Raw genomic sequence first — 14,136 nt, 5'->3', positions numbered from 1 at the left:
GAGGGGGAGGGGCGGGCGTGAGTCCGCGATGATTGAGCTTGCGTAACTTCACACATCAGGCTTGCGCAACGGACAGGCCTGCGCACGTGACCGGCCTGTAGTACGTAACAAGCCCGCCGGAATCCAGCGGGCTTGTGAGGGGGTGGATAACGCGGCTCGAACGCGCGACCTTCTGAACCACAATCAGATGCTCTACCGACTGAGCTATATCCACCATGGTGTTCGCAGTAAGTGACTGCAAGCAACGAATGGAAACTATACACGAATCCTGGCCACCATGTGCGTCCGGCGTGTCGTGCGATTGTGGACACGCTGCGTGTTGGGGTTGGCGGTGCCAACGAGGGGATACTATACTGGGAAGTGCAATGCAGCAATGAGGTTAAGGAGTACATCGCACCAAGGTGGTGCAGCTGACGCAACGTGGCGTTGGTGGTAACACATTCAAAGGTTCTACGGATCCGGTAGGAGGCATCCATATGGGATGCCTGTATATCTGCGCATCACCGGGATGCGTGTTGAGGAAACAGAAGGGCCATGGATGGGAAATTGGGTTCGAGGCATTTGAATAATCAGTTGCTGTGATTGCCTCGTCCGCGATGCCAGGGCATGGCCGACGAAGAGATGCGAGTGGTGTGGTGAATGTTGTGTGGATGAGCGGCATCAGGATATGCCGCAGCCGCCGGGGCCGCATGCAAGGCGCATGCGCAGGGTGCATAACGAGGTGCACGAGCTTCGGCGCATAAGTAGGCTGGAGGGCGGCCCGGAATTTCCTAGACAGCCGGGTCGCCCTCTCTTTTTGTGTTGGGTTAGGTTGTGTTGTGTGTGTGGCTGCGCTGCGTGTTTGGTGGGAGTATGCGTGCGGCTGCGTGTGCCTGTGCACTGATGTGCATACTTCTGTGCATAAGTTGCGGTGCGGGCGGTGTCGGCTGGTGCGGGTGGATACTGGTGTCGCGACCGGCCGCCGCCTACTATGGTGGGCACAGTTCGGGCCGATAACGGCATCGCAATTCACGGGAGGCTTATCATGACAAGCACGCAGGTTTCGCGGGCGACGCTTTCGGAACACAACCGTTCGCGCGTGCTGCACCATGTGTACCATCATGGGCCCGTTTCGCGTGCGACGATTGCCAAAGCGTTGGAGTTGACTCCGGCCGCCATTAGCAAAATCACAGCCAAACTCATTGAGGCGGGTTTGCTTGAGGAGACGGGCGACATGCAAGGCGAGGGGCGGCGCCGTTCGATTGGCTTGCGCATGAACAAGTCGGCGTTCCATGTGGCCAGTGTCAAGTTCGCGCGCACGCTCGTGTGCATTGGAGTCTACGATTTGGCCGGCAACCAGTTGAGCATGCAAGAAATAACGGCCGTGGAGCATACACAGATTCCCGAAACGTTAGACACCGTGCATTCCATGCTTGAGAAGTTGCTGGCCAAGGATCGGCGCATCATCGCAATCGGCATGGCTGTTCCGGGGCCGTACTTGCGTGCCGTGGGGCGTACGGCCATGGTTTCGTCAATGCAGGAGTGGCGGGCGGTGAACTTCATCGACGAATTCTCGCACAGCCTGTCCGTGCCTGTGTTTATTGAGCAGGACGCCCGTGCCGGCGTGCTGTCGTACCGTCTGTTTGGCCAGGGGGATGCGGACCGTCATCTGGCTTACTATTTGCTCGGCGAAGGCGTTGGCTTGGGTGTCATTGACGGTGATGAGACGATTAACGGCGAGCTTGGCGCGGCCACGGAGATCGGTCATGTCAGCATCGATGTGAATGGCAGGTCTTGCGAATGTGGCAATGTGGGCTGCTTGGAACGGTACTGTTCGGCCGTGTCCATTCATGAGGAGCTCAATGAGTCGGGCATTGTGGCCGATTCCGAGTCGATGACGCATCGTGAGGCTTGCGAAGCGTTGTTCCGTTTGGCCGCGTCGGGCAACAGCCAGGCTGTGGCCATGGTGCAGCGCATCGGCACGTATGTGGGCTATGGCGCCGTCACGATTATCAATACGTTCAATCCGTCGCGCATCATTGTGGGCGACATTGTGTCGGGTGGTGGCGATTTGCTGCTCAGCGCGATTCGGCGCGTGGTGGACGCGCGCATTCTGCCGGAACTCAACGCCCGGACCACCATTGTGCTGGCCGACGCTTCAGCCGACGCTTCCACCAAGGGTGCCGCCGGTGTGGCCGTGGAGCATTTTCTCGCCAATCCGTCGGCATTTGTGCGCGGACTGTAGTTCTTTGCAGTTCTTGGAGTTTCTAGAGGTACGGTAGCTGCGATAGTGAGTAGTCGCAGTAGGGACAGCCTATAGTTTCCGGCCCCTTCTTTCAGTTCATCGGTGTCTTCCGGTTCATCGATTGCGTTGCTGCATGCTTGAGCCGTTGTCGCCGCTTTCTTGCGCTCGTGGTGGCTGCTGTTGGCAGCTCTTCTTGATTTCCGCGCACCCTCATTGGCTCCATATCGTTGCTATTACAACAGACACGCTGATTAACTCAGTTAATTGATTAACTGTGTTAATATATAAACTAAGTTAACTCATTGAGCACGACCAACCCTCGTTGCTTGACGAGTGGCCAGAGTTCCGGACGCAACGACGCAATATCGACACAGCCGGAACAGTCGAAGCATGGAGCTGTGGCCGCGACCCCCAAACGGCGATACCTATCGCTGTCGCGTCCCTCATACTCCCCACACAAGGAGGTGCGGCGCGATGACCGCTGAAACCACTATGGAAACGATGCAGACACCAGACCTTGCAATGCAGGCCGATGCCAACGCCACTGGACCGAACAAACACAATGTGCTCGCACTAGGCGAGTTGCTCTGGGACATGCTGCCCTCAGGCAAACGAGCCGGCGGAGCACCCGTAAACTTCGCCTACCACGCCATGATGAACGGCACACATGGTACGGCCATCAGCGCCGTAGGCGAGGACGCCCTTGGCGACGAACTGCTGAGCCAAGCCCATACAGCCGGCATCGACGCAATCGTGCAACGTAACGCATGGCCCACCGGCACAGTCGAAGTGGCACTCAAAGAAGGCATTCCCGAATACACAATCGTGCGCGGCGTAGCCTGGGATCATCTGCTCTTCACCAACGAACTGATCCGTGCCGTGGAACAAGCGGACGCCATCTGCTATGGCACACTGGCATTGCGCTCGCCAGAAACGCACGACACGATTGTGGAACTGCTCAAGCATGCCAAAGCGTCGTCAATGCGATTCTTCGACATCAATCTGCGTGGCGACCACTATTCCAAGGAACTCATTGAAGAGCTGCTCGGCTACGCCACCGTGTTCAAGATCAACGACGCTGAATTGCTGCTGCTGCGCGATTTGTTCAGCATCCGCAACGCGTCCGATGACGAAGCATGCCGCTGGTTCATGAAGCAATACGACCTTGATTATGTGATCCTGACCGCAGGTGCCGATTTCTCGACAATTTTCTCGCGTTCTGGTGAAGTGTCCACGTTGGCCACGCCCCATGTGGAAGTGGCCGACACGGTCGGTGCCGGCGACTCGTTCTCCGGCACGTTCACAGCACGCATCCTGCAAGGTGACTCCTTGGCTGATGCCCATGCCAAAGCCGTGAACACAGCGGCCTACGTATGCACGCAAAACGGCGCATGGCCCACGTATCCCGACGTGATGCCCGATTACCTGGCATAACGGTTACGTGGCATAACAGTTCGACTGTGTGCCCAATGGCCTTCTATCCCACTCCTGACATACAGGTGGTGCGTCCCTAGCACAACCTGGCGTTCACACGCACCGCCTGCACTCTCACAACACACACCAATGCATGCTCCTATCAGCCCCAGCGGCTGAAGGCAACTGGGAAATTGTAGAACAACGATGTTCTGGAAGGAACCTCAATCATGAGCAACCAACTTACGGAACCGGACCTTGCCGGCGCCGCATCATCCATAGACCTCAACCCGACCCCATCAGGATCGGCACCCGCCAAGACCAAGGCAAGCTTCGGCAAAATCGCGCCCGTCATGCTTGCGTTCTTCGTCATGGGATTCGTGGACCTCGTAGGCACGGCCACGAACTATGTGCAGGGCGAATTCAAACTCTCCGACGCCACAGCCAACCTGTTCACCACGATGGTGTTCTTCTGGTTCCTGATCCTGTCGGTGCCCACCGGCGTGCTCATGAACAAAATCGGACGTCGCCGCACCGTGCTGATTTCCATCCTCGTCACACTCGTGGCCATGCTGCTGCCAATTGTGGCCTACATGTGGTGCTCAGACGACCTGCGACTGGTCTTGATTGTGGCATCATTCGCATTCCTCGGTATCGGCAACACGCTGATGCAGGTATCACTCAACCCGTTGCTGACCGTGTTTGTCGGTGGCAAGAAACTGGCCTCGACGCTGACCACAGGCCAGTTCGTCAAAGCGTTCGCATCACTGTTCGCGCCATACATCGCAGCCTGGGGTTTCGGCCATCTGCATGGCATGTGGTGGATCCTGTTCGTGATCTATCTGGTCGTGGGCATCGTATCGTACCTGTGGCTGTCGTTCGACCATATTGAGGAACCGGCTCCCGACCAAGGCGAAACCACCATCGGCCGCTGCTTCAAACTGCTGTTCTCGGACCGCGTCGTATTCTTGTGCTTCCTAGGCATCATGGCCCATGTGGGCGTCGACGTCGGCATCAACGCGCAAGCGCCGCGCATCCTCATGGAGCACACCGACATCGCGCTCGCCACAGCCACCTCGGCCACAATGGTCTACTTCATCGCCCGTATGATTGGCGCGTTCACGGGTAGTATCGCACTTTCTCGCATCAGCAACCGTTTGGGCCTGCGTATTTGCGGTGCGATCATGGTGGTGTCGGCCATCTGCTTCGCGATCTTCACGATGACGCCGAGCAATCCGCCCGTATGGCTGTTCTGGGTGGCCGTGGCCTTAGTGGGCTTCGGCAACTCGAACGTGTTCTCGCTGTTCCTGTCGCATGCGCTGATGTATCGCCCCGACCGCCAGAACGAGGTCTCAGGCCTGATGCTCATGGGTCTGATCGGCGGCGCCATCTTCCCGCCGCTCATGGGTCTGGCCGCTGACGGCATGGGCCAGATCGGCGCCGTGCTCGTCATGGCTGTTGGCTGCCTCTACGTGCTCGTGATGGGCTTGGGCTACCGCATGCTTGAGCACCATAAGAACTAGCTCACTCTTCCTTATTCCCTGTTTCTCTGCAATCCCGCCTCTGCGATGTTCGCTTCGCAGAGGCGGGATTGTTATTGATTGCACAAAGGAATAATCGCTAGCCTTTTTATAGTTCATAAATATATTCTCGTTATACCGTGTTCCTAGTTGAACGATAGAACTACCACGGTCAGATTGTCATGTACCTGATTGGCGTGAAGTTTGCACCTTGATGGAATCCAACCGGGCGTTGCCATTGCTGGCGTTGTTGCAGAACAACCAGTGACAGTGGTCGCAGTCATGCCGATAGGTGATGCCATCAATGTGATTTACACGAAAGCTGATGGCAGTACGGCTGGAACCGCATCTTGGAGCCGGCGTGGAACAAATTGATGGACAGGACCATCAATCCACGCATCCTAGACAACAGGGCGATGACTTGCCGGGCGGTCAAACGGAGAAATCCGGGCGTAGTGGCTCCAGCACGTATGACACGGTACTACGCCACTGCGAAACTTGATCCAGATTCAATGAATCGTGACATTGCGCGCATTAACGAAGCCATACTTGACCAGTTGCGGCTAGTGGGAGCAGATATATCATTGAGTTTGGAAATCCATGCTGATAATGCCAGCGGTTTTGATGAATGTGTTGTCCAAATCATTGAAGGCAATGTCGCAAATCTCAAGCTGGACAATTCCGGTTTTGAAGAGTCATGATTATCGCTTATTGGATCAGGGTAGTTGAACGTCGGTTTGTGAAGACACACCGTATACGTCTCCACAAACTGTCGTTTATCGTCACCCTGTAGTACATTCATAACTCGTGTGTGCCAGCGGCGCATCTTATGTAACAGAAGCGCACGTTGGGATATCCCTTGAACCGTTTGCAGCGCGGGGCAGCAATGTCCGGCGTCAGGGGAGGGGGCCATCGGGCCGGTGGACAGTGGCTAACCAGTTTCTTTGAACAGCTAGCGGGAATATCCGCGGGAACGATTCAGTTGGGAACAGTGGGCTGCAGTGCGGCGGTCTCACGAAGAGGAATACAAACCACTGAATCGGAGAATTCAAGTTGCCTACTATTGAACAGCTTGTCCGTAAGGGACGCAAGGCAAAGCCGAAGAAGTCCAAGACTTTGGCTCTCAAGGGCAGCCCGCTGCGTCGCGGCGTGTGCACCCGTGTTTACACCACCACCCCGAAGAAGCCGAACTCGGCATTGCGTAAGGTGGCTCGTGTGCGTCTGAGCTCTGGCGTCGAAGTTACGGCCTACATCCCGGGTGAAGGCCACAACCTTCAGGAGCACTCCATCGTGCTGGTGCGCGGTGGCCGTGTGAAGGATCTTCCTGGTGTGCGTTACCACATCGTGCGTGGTGCACTCGATACCCAGGGCGTCAAGGACCGCAAGCAGGGTCGTTCCCTGTATGGAGCAAAGAAGGCGAAGTAAGAGATATGTCACGCAAGGGACCCGCTAAGAAACACCAGCTGCTGCCGGATCCGATCTACGGCTCGACCGTGGTGGCACAGCTCATCAACAAGATTCTGCTCGACGGCAAGAAGTCGATTGCTGAAGACATCGTCTACTCGGCGCTCGATATGGTCAAGGAGAAGACGGATCAGGAGCCAGTGGCCGTGCTCAAGCGCGCTCTGGACAACATCCGCCCGTCCCTCGAGGTGCGTTCCCGCCGCGTCGGTGGCGCTACCTACCAGGTGCCTGTCGAGGTCAAGCCGAACCGCGCCAACACGCTGTCGCTGCGTTGGCTGACCGACTTCTCGCGCGCTCGTCGTGAGAAGACGATGGCTGAGCGTCTCGCCAACGAGATTCTCGATGCTTCCAATGGCCTGGGCGCTTCCGTGAAGCGTCGCGAGGACACCCACAAGATGGCAGAAGCCAACAAGGCTTTCGCTCACTACCGCTGGTAATTTCAGCCGGACATCACTCGAAACGAAGAGTTAAGGAACATCAATGGCACAGGACGTGCTTACTGACCTTCACCAGGTCCGTAACATCGGCATCATGGCTCACATCGATGCCGGTAAGACCACCACTACCGAGCGTATTCTGTACTACACCGGCAAGAACTACAAGATCGGCGAAACGCATGATGGCGCTTCGACGATGGACTTCATGGCTCAGGAGCAGGAGCGCGGCATCACCATTCAGTCCGCTGCTACCACCTGCTTCTGGAACCGCCAGACCCATGACACGGATCAGAAGTTCCAGATCAACATCATCGACACCCCTGGCCACGTGGACTTCACGGCCGAGGTGGAGCGCTCCCTGCGTGTGCTCGATGGTGCTGTCGCCGTGTTCGACGGCAAGGAAGGCGTGGAGCCGCAGTCCGAAACCGTGTGGCGTCAGGCTGACAAGTATGGCGTTCCGCGTATCTGCTTCATCAACAAGATGGACAAGCTCGGCGCCGACTTCTACTACTCGGTCGACACGATCAAGGAAAAGCTGGGTGCAACCCCGCTCGTCGTGCAGCTGCCGATCGGCGCTGAGAACGACTTCGCTGGCGTCGTCGATCTGATCCGCATGAAGGCCTACGTCTGGAACGACGTCAAGGACGACATGGGTGCCCACTACGACACCGTTGACATCCCGGATGACCTCAAGGATCGCGCTGAAGAGTACCGTTCGGAACTGCTCGACCAGGTTGCCGAGTCCGACGAAGAGCTGCTCGAGAAGTACCTCGAGTCCGGCGAACTGTCGGAAGAGGAGATCCGCAAGGGCATCCGTACGCTGACGATCGCTCGTCAGGCATACCCGGTGCTGTGCGGCTCGGCATTCAAGGACAAGGGTGTGCAGCCGATGCTGGACGCTGTTGTCGATTACCTGCCGTCGCCTGAAGATGTGCCGTCGATCAAGGGCTTCGACCCGTCCGACGAGTCCATCGAAATCGACCGCAAGCCCACCATGGACGATCCGTTCTCGGCCCTCGTCTTCAAGATCTCGACGCACCCGTTCTACGGCAAGCTCGTGTTCGTGCGCGTGTACTCCGGCGTTGTCAAGCCCGGCGACACCGTGCTCGATTCCACGAAGGGCAAGAAGGAACGCGTCGGCAAGATCTTCCAGATGCACGCCGACAAGGAGAACCCGGTGGATTCGGCTGAGGCCGGCAACATCTACACGTTCGTCGGTTTGAAGAACGTGACCACGGGCGACACGCTGTGCGACGAGAAGCACCCGATCTCCCTCGAGTCCATGACCTTCCCTGATCCTGTGATCGAGGTGGCCGTGGAGCCGAAGACCAAGGCTGATCAGGAGAAGATGAGCCTGGCTCTGGCCAAGCTGTCTGACGAGGATCCGACGTTCCAGGTCAAGACCGACGAAGAGTCGGGCCAGACGCTGATCTCGGGCATGGGCGAGCTCCAGCTCGACATCATCGTTGACCGTATGCGTCGCGAGTTCAAGGTGGAGTGCAACGTCGGCAAGCCGCAGGTGGCTTACCGCGAGACGATCCGCCAGGCCGTCATGAACCAGGAATACACGCACAAGAAGCAGACCGGTGGTTCCGGCCAGTTCGCAAAGGTGCTCATGAACTTCGAGCCTCTCGACACCGAGAACGGCGAAGTTTACGAGTTCGCGAACGAGGTCACCGGCGGCCACATCACGAAGGAATACATCCCTTCGATCGATGCTGGTGTGCAGGAAGCCATGGAATCCGGCATCCTCGCCGGCTTCCCGGTGGTGGGCGTCAAGGCGACCGTCGTCGACGGTCAGGTCCACGACGTCGACTCCTCGGAAATGGCCTTCAAGATTGCAGGCTCCATGTGCTTCAAGGAAGCTGCCCCCAAGGCCAAGCCCGTCATCCTCGAGCCGATCATGGCCGTCGAGGTGCGTACTCCGGAAGAGTACATGGGCGACGTCATGGGCGATCTGAACTCCCGCCGTGGTTCCATCCAGTCGATGAACGACGCCACTGGTGTCAAGGTCATCGACGCCAAGGTGCCGCTGAGCGAGATGTTCGGCTACATTGGCGACCTGCGTTCCAAGACGCAGGGCCGCGCAATGTTCACCATGCAGATGGATTCCTACGCCGAGGTCCCGAAGGCTGTTGCCGACGAGATCATCAAGGCCCAGCGCGGCGAGTAATGTCGTCGGCCGCCACCGCATAGACCCTTTACGGGGGGTTTGTGTGAAAGTGTTCTTCACAGACACTGCCGAAGTGGACAACGTCTCCAGTCAGCGCTAGTATTCATAAGCGCTGACTGGGTTCGGGCTCTTCAAGTGGCGACAACCCAGAAACCCAGTAATATGTAGCACGCGCTTCACTGCTGTGGCAAACAGCAGGGGAGCACCACTACACGAGAACCGTCCAGGAGGACAAAAACACATGGCAAAGGAAAAGTACGAGCGTACTAAGCCGCACGTTAACATTGGTACCATCGGCCACGTCGATCACGGCAAGACGACCCTGACCGCAGCCATCTCCAAGGTGCTCCACGAAGAGTACCCGGATGTCAACCCGGCCTATGACTTCAACCAGATCGATGCCGCTCCGGAAGAGCAGCAGCGTGGTATCACCATCAACATCGCCCACATCGAGTACCAGACCGCTGAGCGTCACTACGCTCACGTCGACTGCCCTGGCCACGCCGACTTCGTGAAGAACATGATCACCGGTGCTGCCCAGATGGATGGCGCCATCCTCGTTGTGGCCGCCACCGACGGCCCGATGGCTCAGACCCGCGAGCACGTGCTGCTCGCTCGTCAGGTGGGCGTCCCGAAGATCCTCGTCGCTCTGAACAAGTGCGATATGGTCGAAGATGAAGAGCTCATCGAGCTCGTCGAAGAAGAGGTCCGTGACCTCCTCGACGAAAACGGCTTCGATCGTGACTGCCCGGTCGTGCACACCTCCGCTTACGGCGCTCTGCACGACGACGCTCCGGACCACGACAAGTGGGTGGAGACCGTCAAGGAGCTCATGAAGGACGTCGACGAGTACATCCCGACCCCAACCCACGATCTCGACAAGCCGTTCCTGATGCCTATCGAGGACGTCTTCACGATCTCCGGCCGTGGCACCGTGGTGACCGGCCGTGTTGAGCGTGGCCGTCTGCCGATCAACACCGCTGTCGAAATCGTCGGCATCCGTCCGACCACCAGCACCACCGTCACCTCCATCGAGACCTTCCACAAGCAGATGGATGAGTGCGAGGCTGGCGACAACACGGGCCTGCTGCTCCGCGGCATCAACCGTACGGACGTCGAGCGTGGCCAGGTTGTGGCTGCTCCGGGCTCCGTGACTCCTCACACCAAGTTCGAAGGCGAAGTCTACGTGCTCACCAAGGACGAGGGTGGCCGTCACTCGCCGTTCTTCTCGAACTACCGTCCGCAGTTCTACTTCCGTACCACCGACGTCACCGGCGTCATCACGCTGCCGGAAGGCGTCGAGATGGTGCAGCCTGGCGATCACGCCACCTTCACGGTCGAGCTCATCCAGCCGATCGCTATGGAGGAAGGCCTGACCTTCGCAGTGCGCGAAGGCGGCCACACCGTCGGCTCGGGCCGTGTCACCAAGATCCTCGCCTGATTTTCATCACGCGACGATTTGACACGCTGAACTAGCGTAGAAAAGAACCCCGGTTCCTGTTTGGGAGCCGGGGTTCTTTGCGTTGTGGCGTGAAAGATTGAGGCTGAGAACTCAGTCACCGAGACGCTGCACGTAGGCGGTGCGGGCTTCTTCGAGGCGCGTGTCGGTCATTAGGCCATCCATGGCGCCGTGCACGATGAACGGTTCATCATAGATCATGCCAACGCGATTGGCCACAGCTTGCAGTGGTGTAAGCAGCTGCGCCATGGTTACGCCTTGGCGGCCTTCGAACTGGTAGGTTTCTTCTGGGCCTCCGGTTGTTACCGCCAGCATCAAATGTTTGCCAGCCAGTTCATGGCCGCCTGCGTAAGCCCAGCCAGGGGCCAGCACATCATCCTGCCATTGCTTAAGCAACGCCGGGGAACTGTACCAATACAGCGGAAACTGGAAAACAATACGGTCGCTTGCCATCGCCAGTTGCTGCTCGTGTGCCACATCCACGTGGAAATCCGGGTATAGCGCATACATGTCACGCACCGTCACCTGGTCGCCAATGGATTGTGCGGCCTGCATCAGCGCCTTGTTGGCGACGGACTGGGCCATATTCGGGTGGAATACCATTACAGCAGTGTGCATTACGTTCCTTTGCTTGGGACTTGATGTTCAATTAGTCAGATTGTCTGGCAAACGGCAATCGCCGGTGCCATCAGTACTTACAACCCTAATTGTTGCGCCTGTATATTTACCGATGACTCGGTGAACGCATCACGACGAAACGTAGTGAACAGTATGGTGGGATTGCCATGCAGCGAAATGCGGGAATAAAAAGGGTCTTCTTGCGTGAAGCAAGAAAACCCGGTACTGGAGCTTGCAGTCGCCCAGTCTCAGTCCAGCGCGGCAGCTTTCAGCGAGGTGGCCACGGTAGCCGAGCGGCGATCCAGCGCACGGTCGAGTGCCATGAGCAGGTAACCGAACGCGATAAAGGTGATAAGCAGGATCACGATCCAACGAATCACACCGTCAACGCCTTGTTGCCCCGGATCAAGGAAGAAATATGGATAGAGATTCTCGGCGGATGGGAAGATCGCCGCACGAATGAACACGAACGCCACAAACAACAGCGGGAAAATCGTGGAAATCAGCGGGAACGTCCACTTGACTACGCCATGGCGATAGAACGCCAGCCAGTCGGCCACAAACAGCAACGGCAGCACTGTGTGGAACAGGATGCACGTGACCTTGTAATTGTCAAGCGGATCGCGATCAGGCGCGCCGGCAAGAATGAAATTGAACACGCAGCACGTGAGCATGATTGCGATAACGCAGATGAATTTGAGCAGCGGCGAGAGAGTGACGAATCCGTTGCCCTTGCGGCGGGCCGTCTGCACAAGCTCGGCGAACATCACGCCGACGCACAAGTAGTTTGACAGGTTCGTGAAATACGTGTAAAACGTGCCGTCGAAATCGGCATCATACAGACCGAAACTGCCGAATATGGCGACAACGCCGAGCGCAACATACATGCTTTGCACAATCAACTGTGCGGTGCGATTCGTGGACATGGACTCTCCTGAATGAACTGGAATGGTGTTGATACAGTCAGGCAGTCATCGTAGGAGAGCAGGAGAGCGCGCGCTTTGGAGCTTTCCACAAATTTCAGTGTTGCACAAATGCACGTTTCGCTGTATTGAGCGTGCCTATGCACAGTACAGCACGCTTAGGAACCGGATTGCGGAATCAATACAACAGGAGACCGTTGAGAGAAGAAAACAAAACGCGCGCCAAGAAGAGCTGAAAATGGTTGGGGAACGGCGGGGAACATGTTGGTCCAACAACGCACGCCAAGAAGAACTTGCTGTGCCGGAACCGCAGCGCCGGCACAACAGCATGTTATGAACGGATGAACTGCGCGTCCGCCGTCTCGTCAGGCAGTTCGGTGAAGCGTTGCACCTGCATGTGCAAGTCAAAACGCTCGCGTAGCTGCGCAAGCTGCTCCATCATCGCGCTCGCATGGTGGGCGTCAAGCGCTTGCTGGTCGGACCACTGATCAATCAGCAGCACCGTGTCGGGCCGGTCGAGCGGCTGGAAATATTCGTAGCGTTCGTTACCTGGCTCCTGGCGGATCGCATCGGCGATGCCCGACTCCTCCATAGCCTGCACAAACTGTTGCGCCTGGCCATCACGACCTATGTAATACAAGTTGATCGTGATACTCATGTCAATCCTTTTGTTGTAGTTGGTTATGCGTGACGTTACGGCAATCACCGAGTGCTGTCCGCCGGTTTTGCGTGTGGCGAGGGTAGTGCTGTGCAGTGCCATACGCACCACGCAGCGCAATGAACCGCGTTGAATATTGGGCAGGCAATCTTGGGGAAAGAATCTTGCCAACAATATAGAAGAATGCCGGAACAGTGTAATCACCATTCCGGCATTCTTGTGGATTGCGGTCGGCTACGCTGACCAACCGCAATGGACAGGCTCAGCAGCCGCAGACGCCCTTGGTTGCTGCCTTCTCGTCTTCCTCAGCGGCCTTCGCGTCATCCTTGAAGATGCGCTCGCCCTCGCGCTCGATGCGGCGCTCTTCACGCTCAGCCTTGTGCTCGTCGTGCTTGGCTTCGAACTCGTGCTTGGCTTCGTCGGCCTTGTTCAGGTCTTCCTCTTCCTTCTGCATCTGGTCGGCAATGTGCTCGGCGCGGATGTCAGCACGATCTTCCTTACGCTCGGCCACGTGCTCGTCGTGACGAATTTCCATCTCTTCGATGTGTTCCTTCAGATCTGCCATCGCAGTTCCTTTCCCCGTATGTGTACAACCAAGCGCGCGCTTGGGCTGCTTTACGATTATTGGAACACATGAAACCTGAAAAAGTCTGAGTTTTTCGCTCAGGCAATTTCCCAGCTTTCTTTCAAGAATCTGTGCCTTGGCTGGGTTTGGGAATTTTTTATCGATTGCGCCGTAAGACCCCCGCCTCTTGGCGGAGCGCAGGGGGGGGGATGTAAGGCGCACGGCCATATTTTACATTCTTTCATGTTATAATGTAAGGCATGGGTGCCGATGGTATGGTCCAGCGGGCCTACAAGTACCGCTTCTATCCAACGCCCGGGCAGGAGAACCTGCTGCGGCGTACCATCGGGTGTTGCCGTCTGGTCTACAACAAGGCTTTGGCGGCACGTACCGAGGCGTGGACTGCGCGTCGGGAAAGTGTCTCGTACAACCAGACCAGCACCATGCTTACCGGATGGAAGAAGACCGAAGAGCTGGCCTTCCTCAGGGAAGTGTCTTCAGTTGCGCTTCAGCAGTCGTTGCGCCACTTGCAAGCGGCGTTCTCCAATTTCTTCGACGGTACTGCGGATTATCCGAGGTTCAAGAAGAAGTCCCGTGGCGGAGCCGCCACGTTCGTTCGTAGCGCGTTCACATGGGACGGCCGCACTCTCAGGCTCGCCAAGATGGACAAGCCGCTCGACAT

The 14,136-nt window shown here is 57.3% G+C and carries 13 protein-coding genes and 1 tRNA gene; 9 read left to right on the top strand and 5 right to left on the bottom strand.

What is annotated here, in order from left to right; all coding sequences use genetic code 11:
- Window positions 1–141: 141 nt before the first annotated feature.
- A tRNA-His gene (locus BGLCM_RS00940) sits at window positions 142–214 on the bottom strand.
- A gap of 810 nt (window positions 215–1,024) precedes the next feature.
- On the opposite strand from BGLCM_RS00940, the gene BGLCM_RS00935 reads away from it, so the two are divergent.
- The 8 genes from BGLCM_RS00935 (at window position 1,025) to tuf (ending at window position 10,672) form a co-directional block, all read left to right on the top strand.
- Window positions 1,025–2,224: an ROK family transcriptional regulator gene (locus tag BGLCM_RS00935; protein ID WP_044084432.1), complete on the top strand. Its 1,200-nt coding sequence runs from the start codon at window positions 1,025–1,027 to the stop codon at window positions 2,222–2,224.
- A gap of 522 nt (window positions 2,225–2,746) precedes the next feature.
- On the top strand, window positions 2,747–3,658 hold the full coding sequence (locus BGLCM_RS00930; RefSeq protein ID WP_044084521.1) for a carbohydrate kinase family protein: 912 nt from the start codon (window positions 2,747–2,749) through the stop codon (window positions 3,656–3,658).
- 332 nt (window positions 3,659–3,990) lie between these two features.
- Entirely contained in the window at window positions 3,991–5,160 is a 1,170-nt protein-coding gene (locus tag BGLCM_RS00925; protein ID WP_044084519.1) for an MFS transporter, read from the top strand.
- Between the two features lie 371 nt (window positions 5,161–5,531).
- Window positions 5,532–5,858 (top strand): hypothetical protein, encoded by a 327-nt coding sequence (locus BGLCM_RS08395; protein WP_006294991.1) that lies wholly within the window; start codon window positions 5,532–5,534, stop codon window positions 5,856–5,858.
- A gap of 352 nt (window positions 5,859–6,210) precedes the next feature.
- Window positions 6,211–6,582, top strand: coding sequence for a 30S ribosomal protein S12 (gene rpsL, locus BGLCM_RS00915; protein WP_006294990.1), 372 nt, complete (start codon window positions 6,211–6,213; stop codon window positions 6,580–6,582).
- Window positions 6,583–6,587: 5 nt separating this feature from the next.
- On the top strand, window positions 6,588–7,058 hold the full coding sequence (rpsG, locus tag BGLCM_RS00910; RefSeq protein WP_006294989.1) for a 30S ribosomal protein S7: 471 nt from the start codon (window positions 6,588–6,590) through the stop codon (window positions 7,056–7,058).
- Between the two features lie 43 nt (window positions 7,059–7,101).
- The gene (gene fusA / locus BGLCM_RS00905; protein WP_006294988.1) at window positions 7,102–9,231 is read left to right on the top strand and encodes an elongation factor G; all 2,130 of its coding nucleotides are present in this window, start codon (window positions 7,102–7,104) and stop codon (window positions 9,229–9,231) included.
- A 241-nt stretch (window positions 9,232–9,472) separates the two neighbouring features.
- Window positions 9,473–10,672 (top strand): elongation factor Tu, encoded by a 1,200-nt coding sequence (gene tuf, locus BGLCM_RS00900; RefSeq protein WP_006294987.1) that lies wholly within the window; start codon window positions 9,473–9,475, stop codon window positions 10,670–10,672.
- Between the two features lie 111 nt (window positions 10,673–10,783).
- On the opposite strand, the gene BGLCM_RS00895 is transcribed toward tuf, so the two are convergent.
- The 4 genes from BGLCM_RS00895 to BGLCM_RS00880 all read right to left on the bottom strand — a co-directional run bounded on the left by BGLCM_RS00895 (window position 10,784) and on the right by BGLCM_RS00880 (window position 13,454).
- Window positions 10,784–11,308 (bottom strand): NAD(P)H-dependent oxidoreductase, encoded by a 525-nt coding sequence (locus BGLCM_RS00895; RefSeq protein WP_006294986.1) that lies wholly within the window; start codon window positions 11,306–11,308, stop codon window positions 10,784–10,786.
- Between the two features lie 248 nt (window positions 11,309–11,556).
- Window positions 11,557–12,234 carry a Pr6Pr family membrane protein gene (locus BGLCM_RS00890; RefSeq protein WP_006294985.1) on the bottom strand — a complete coding sequence of 226 codons (678 nt, stop codon included), beginning with the start codon at window positions 12,232–12,234 and terminating at the stop codon, window positions 11,557–11,559.
- A 328-nt stretch (window positions 12,235–12,562) separates the two neighbouring features.
- Window positions 12,563–12,889 (bottom strand): putative quinol monooxygenase, encoded by a 327-nt coding sequence (locus BGLCM_RS00885; protein ID WP_044084517.1) that lies wholly within the window; start codon window positions 12,887–12,889, stop codon window positions 12,563–12,565.
- Between the two features lie 262 nt (window positions 12,890–13,151).
- On the bottom strand, window positions 13,152–13,454 hold the full coding sequence (locus tag BGLCM_RS00880) for a hypothetical protein (protein WP_006294982.1): 303 nt from the start codon (window positions 13,452–13,454) through the stop codon (window positions 13,152–13,154).
- 260 nt (window positions 13,455–13,714) lie between these two features.
- Between BGLCM_RS00880 and BGLCM_RS00875 the strand changes: the two genes are divergently transcribed.
- Window positions 13,715–14,136, top strand: a 422-nt coding sequence (locus tag BGLCM_RS00875) for an RNA-guided endonuclease InsQ/TnpB family protein (RefSeq protein ID WP_044084516.1), incomplete at its 3' end; no start/stop codon positions are given.

It is taken from the genome of Bifidobacterium gallicum DSM 20093 = LMG 11596 (genome assembly GCF_000741205.1).
In the GTDB taxonomy this organism is placed as follows: Bacteria; Actinomycetota; Actinomycetes; order Actinomycetales; family Bifidobacteriaceae; genus Bifidobacterium; species Bifidobacterium gallicum.
Note: the sequence above shows the minus strand (reverse complement) of the source record. Positions and strands in the feature narration are given on the sequence as shown.

What these genes read in the sequence shown, in the direction of transcription:
- BGLCM_RS00935 (WP_044084432.1), top strand. Translation starts at nt 1,025, where the DNA reads ATGACAAGCACGCAGGTTTCGCGGGCGACGCTTTCGGAACACAACCGT.
- BGLCM_RS00930 (WP_044084521.1), top strand. Translation starts at nt 2,747, where the DNA reads ATGCAGGCCGATGCCAACGCCACTGGACCGAACAAACACAATGTGCTC.
- BGLCM_RS00925 (WP_044084519.1), top strand. Translation starts at nt 3,991, where the DNA reads ATGCTTGCGTTCTTCGTCATGGGATTCGTGGACCTCGTAGGCACGGCC.
- BGLCM_RS08395 (WP_006294991.1), top strand. Translation starts at nt 5,532, where the DNA reads ATGGACAGGACCATCAATCCACGCATCCTAGACAACAGGGCGATGACT.
- rpsG (WP_006294989.1), top strand. Translation starts at nt 6,588, where the DNA reads ATGTCACGCAAGGGACCCGCTAAGAAACACCAGCTGCTGCCGGATCCG.
- fusA (WP_006294988.1), top strand. Translation starts at nt 7,102, where the DNA reads ATGGCACAGGACGTGCTTACTGACCTTCACCAGGTCCGTAACATCGGC.
- tuf (WP_006294987.1), top strand. Translation starts at nt 9,473, where the DNA reads ATGGCAAAGGAAAAGTACGAGCGTACTAAGCCGCACGTTAACATTGGT.
- BGLCM_RS00895 (WP_006294986.1), bottom strand. Translation starts at nt 11,308, where the DNA reads ATGCACACTGCTGTAATGGTATTCCACCCGAATATGGCCCAGTCCGTC.
- BGLCM_RS00890 (WP_006294985.1), bottom strand. Translation starts at nt 12,234, where the DNA reads ATGTCCACGAATCGCACCGCACAGTTGATTGTGCAAAGCATGTATGTT.
- BGLCM_RS00885 (WP_044084517.1), bottom strand. Translation starts at nt 12,889, where the DNA reads ATGAGTATCACGATCAACTTGTATTACATAGGTCGTGATGGCCAGGCG.
- BGLCM_RS00880 (WP_006294982.1), bottom strand. Translation starts at nt 13,454, where the DNA reads ATGGCAGATCTGAAGGAACACATCGAAGAGATGGAAATTCGTCACGAC.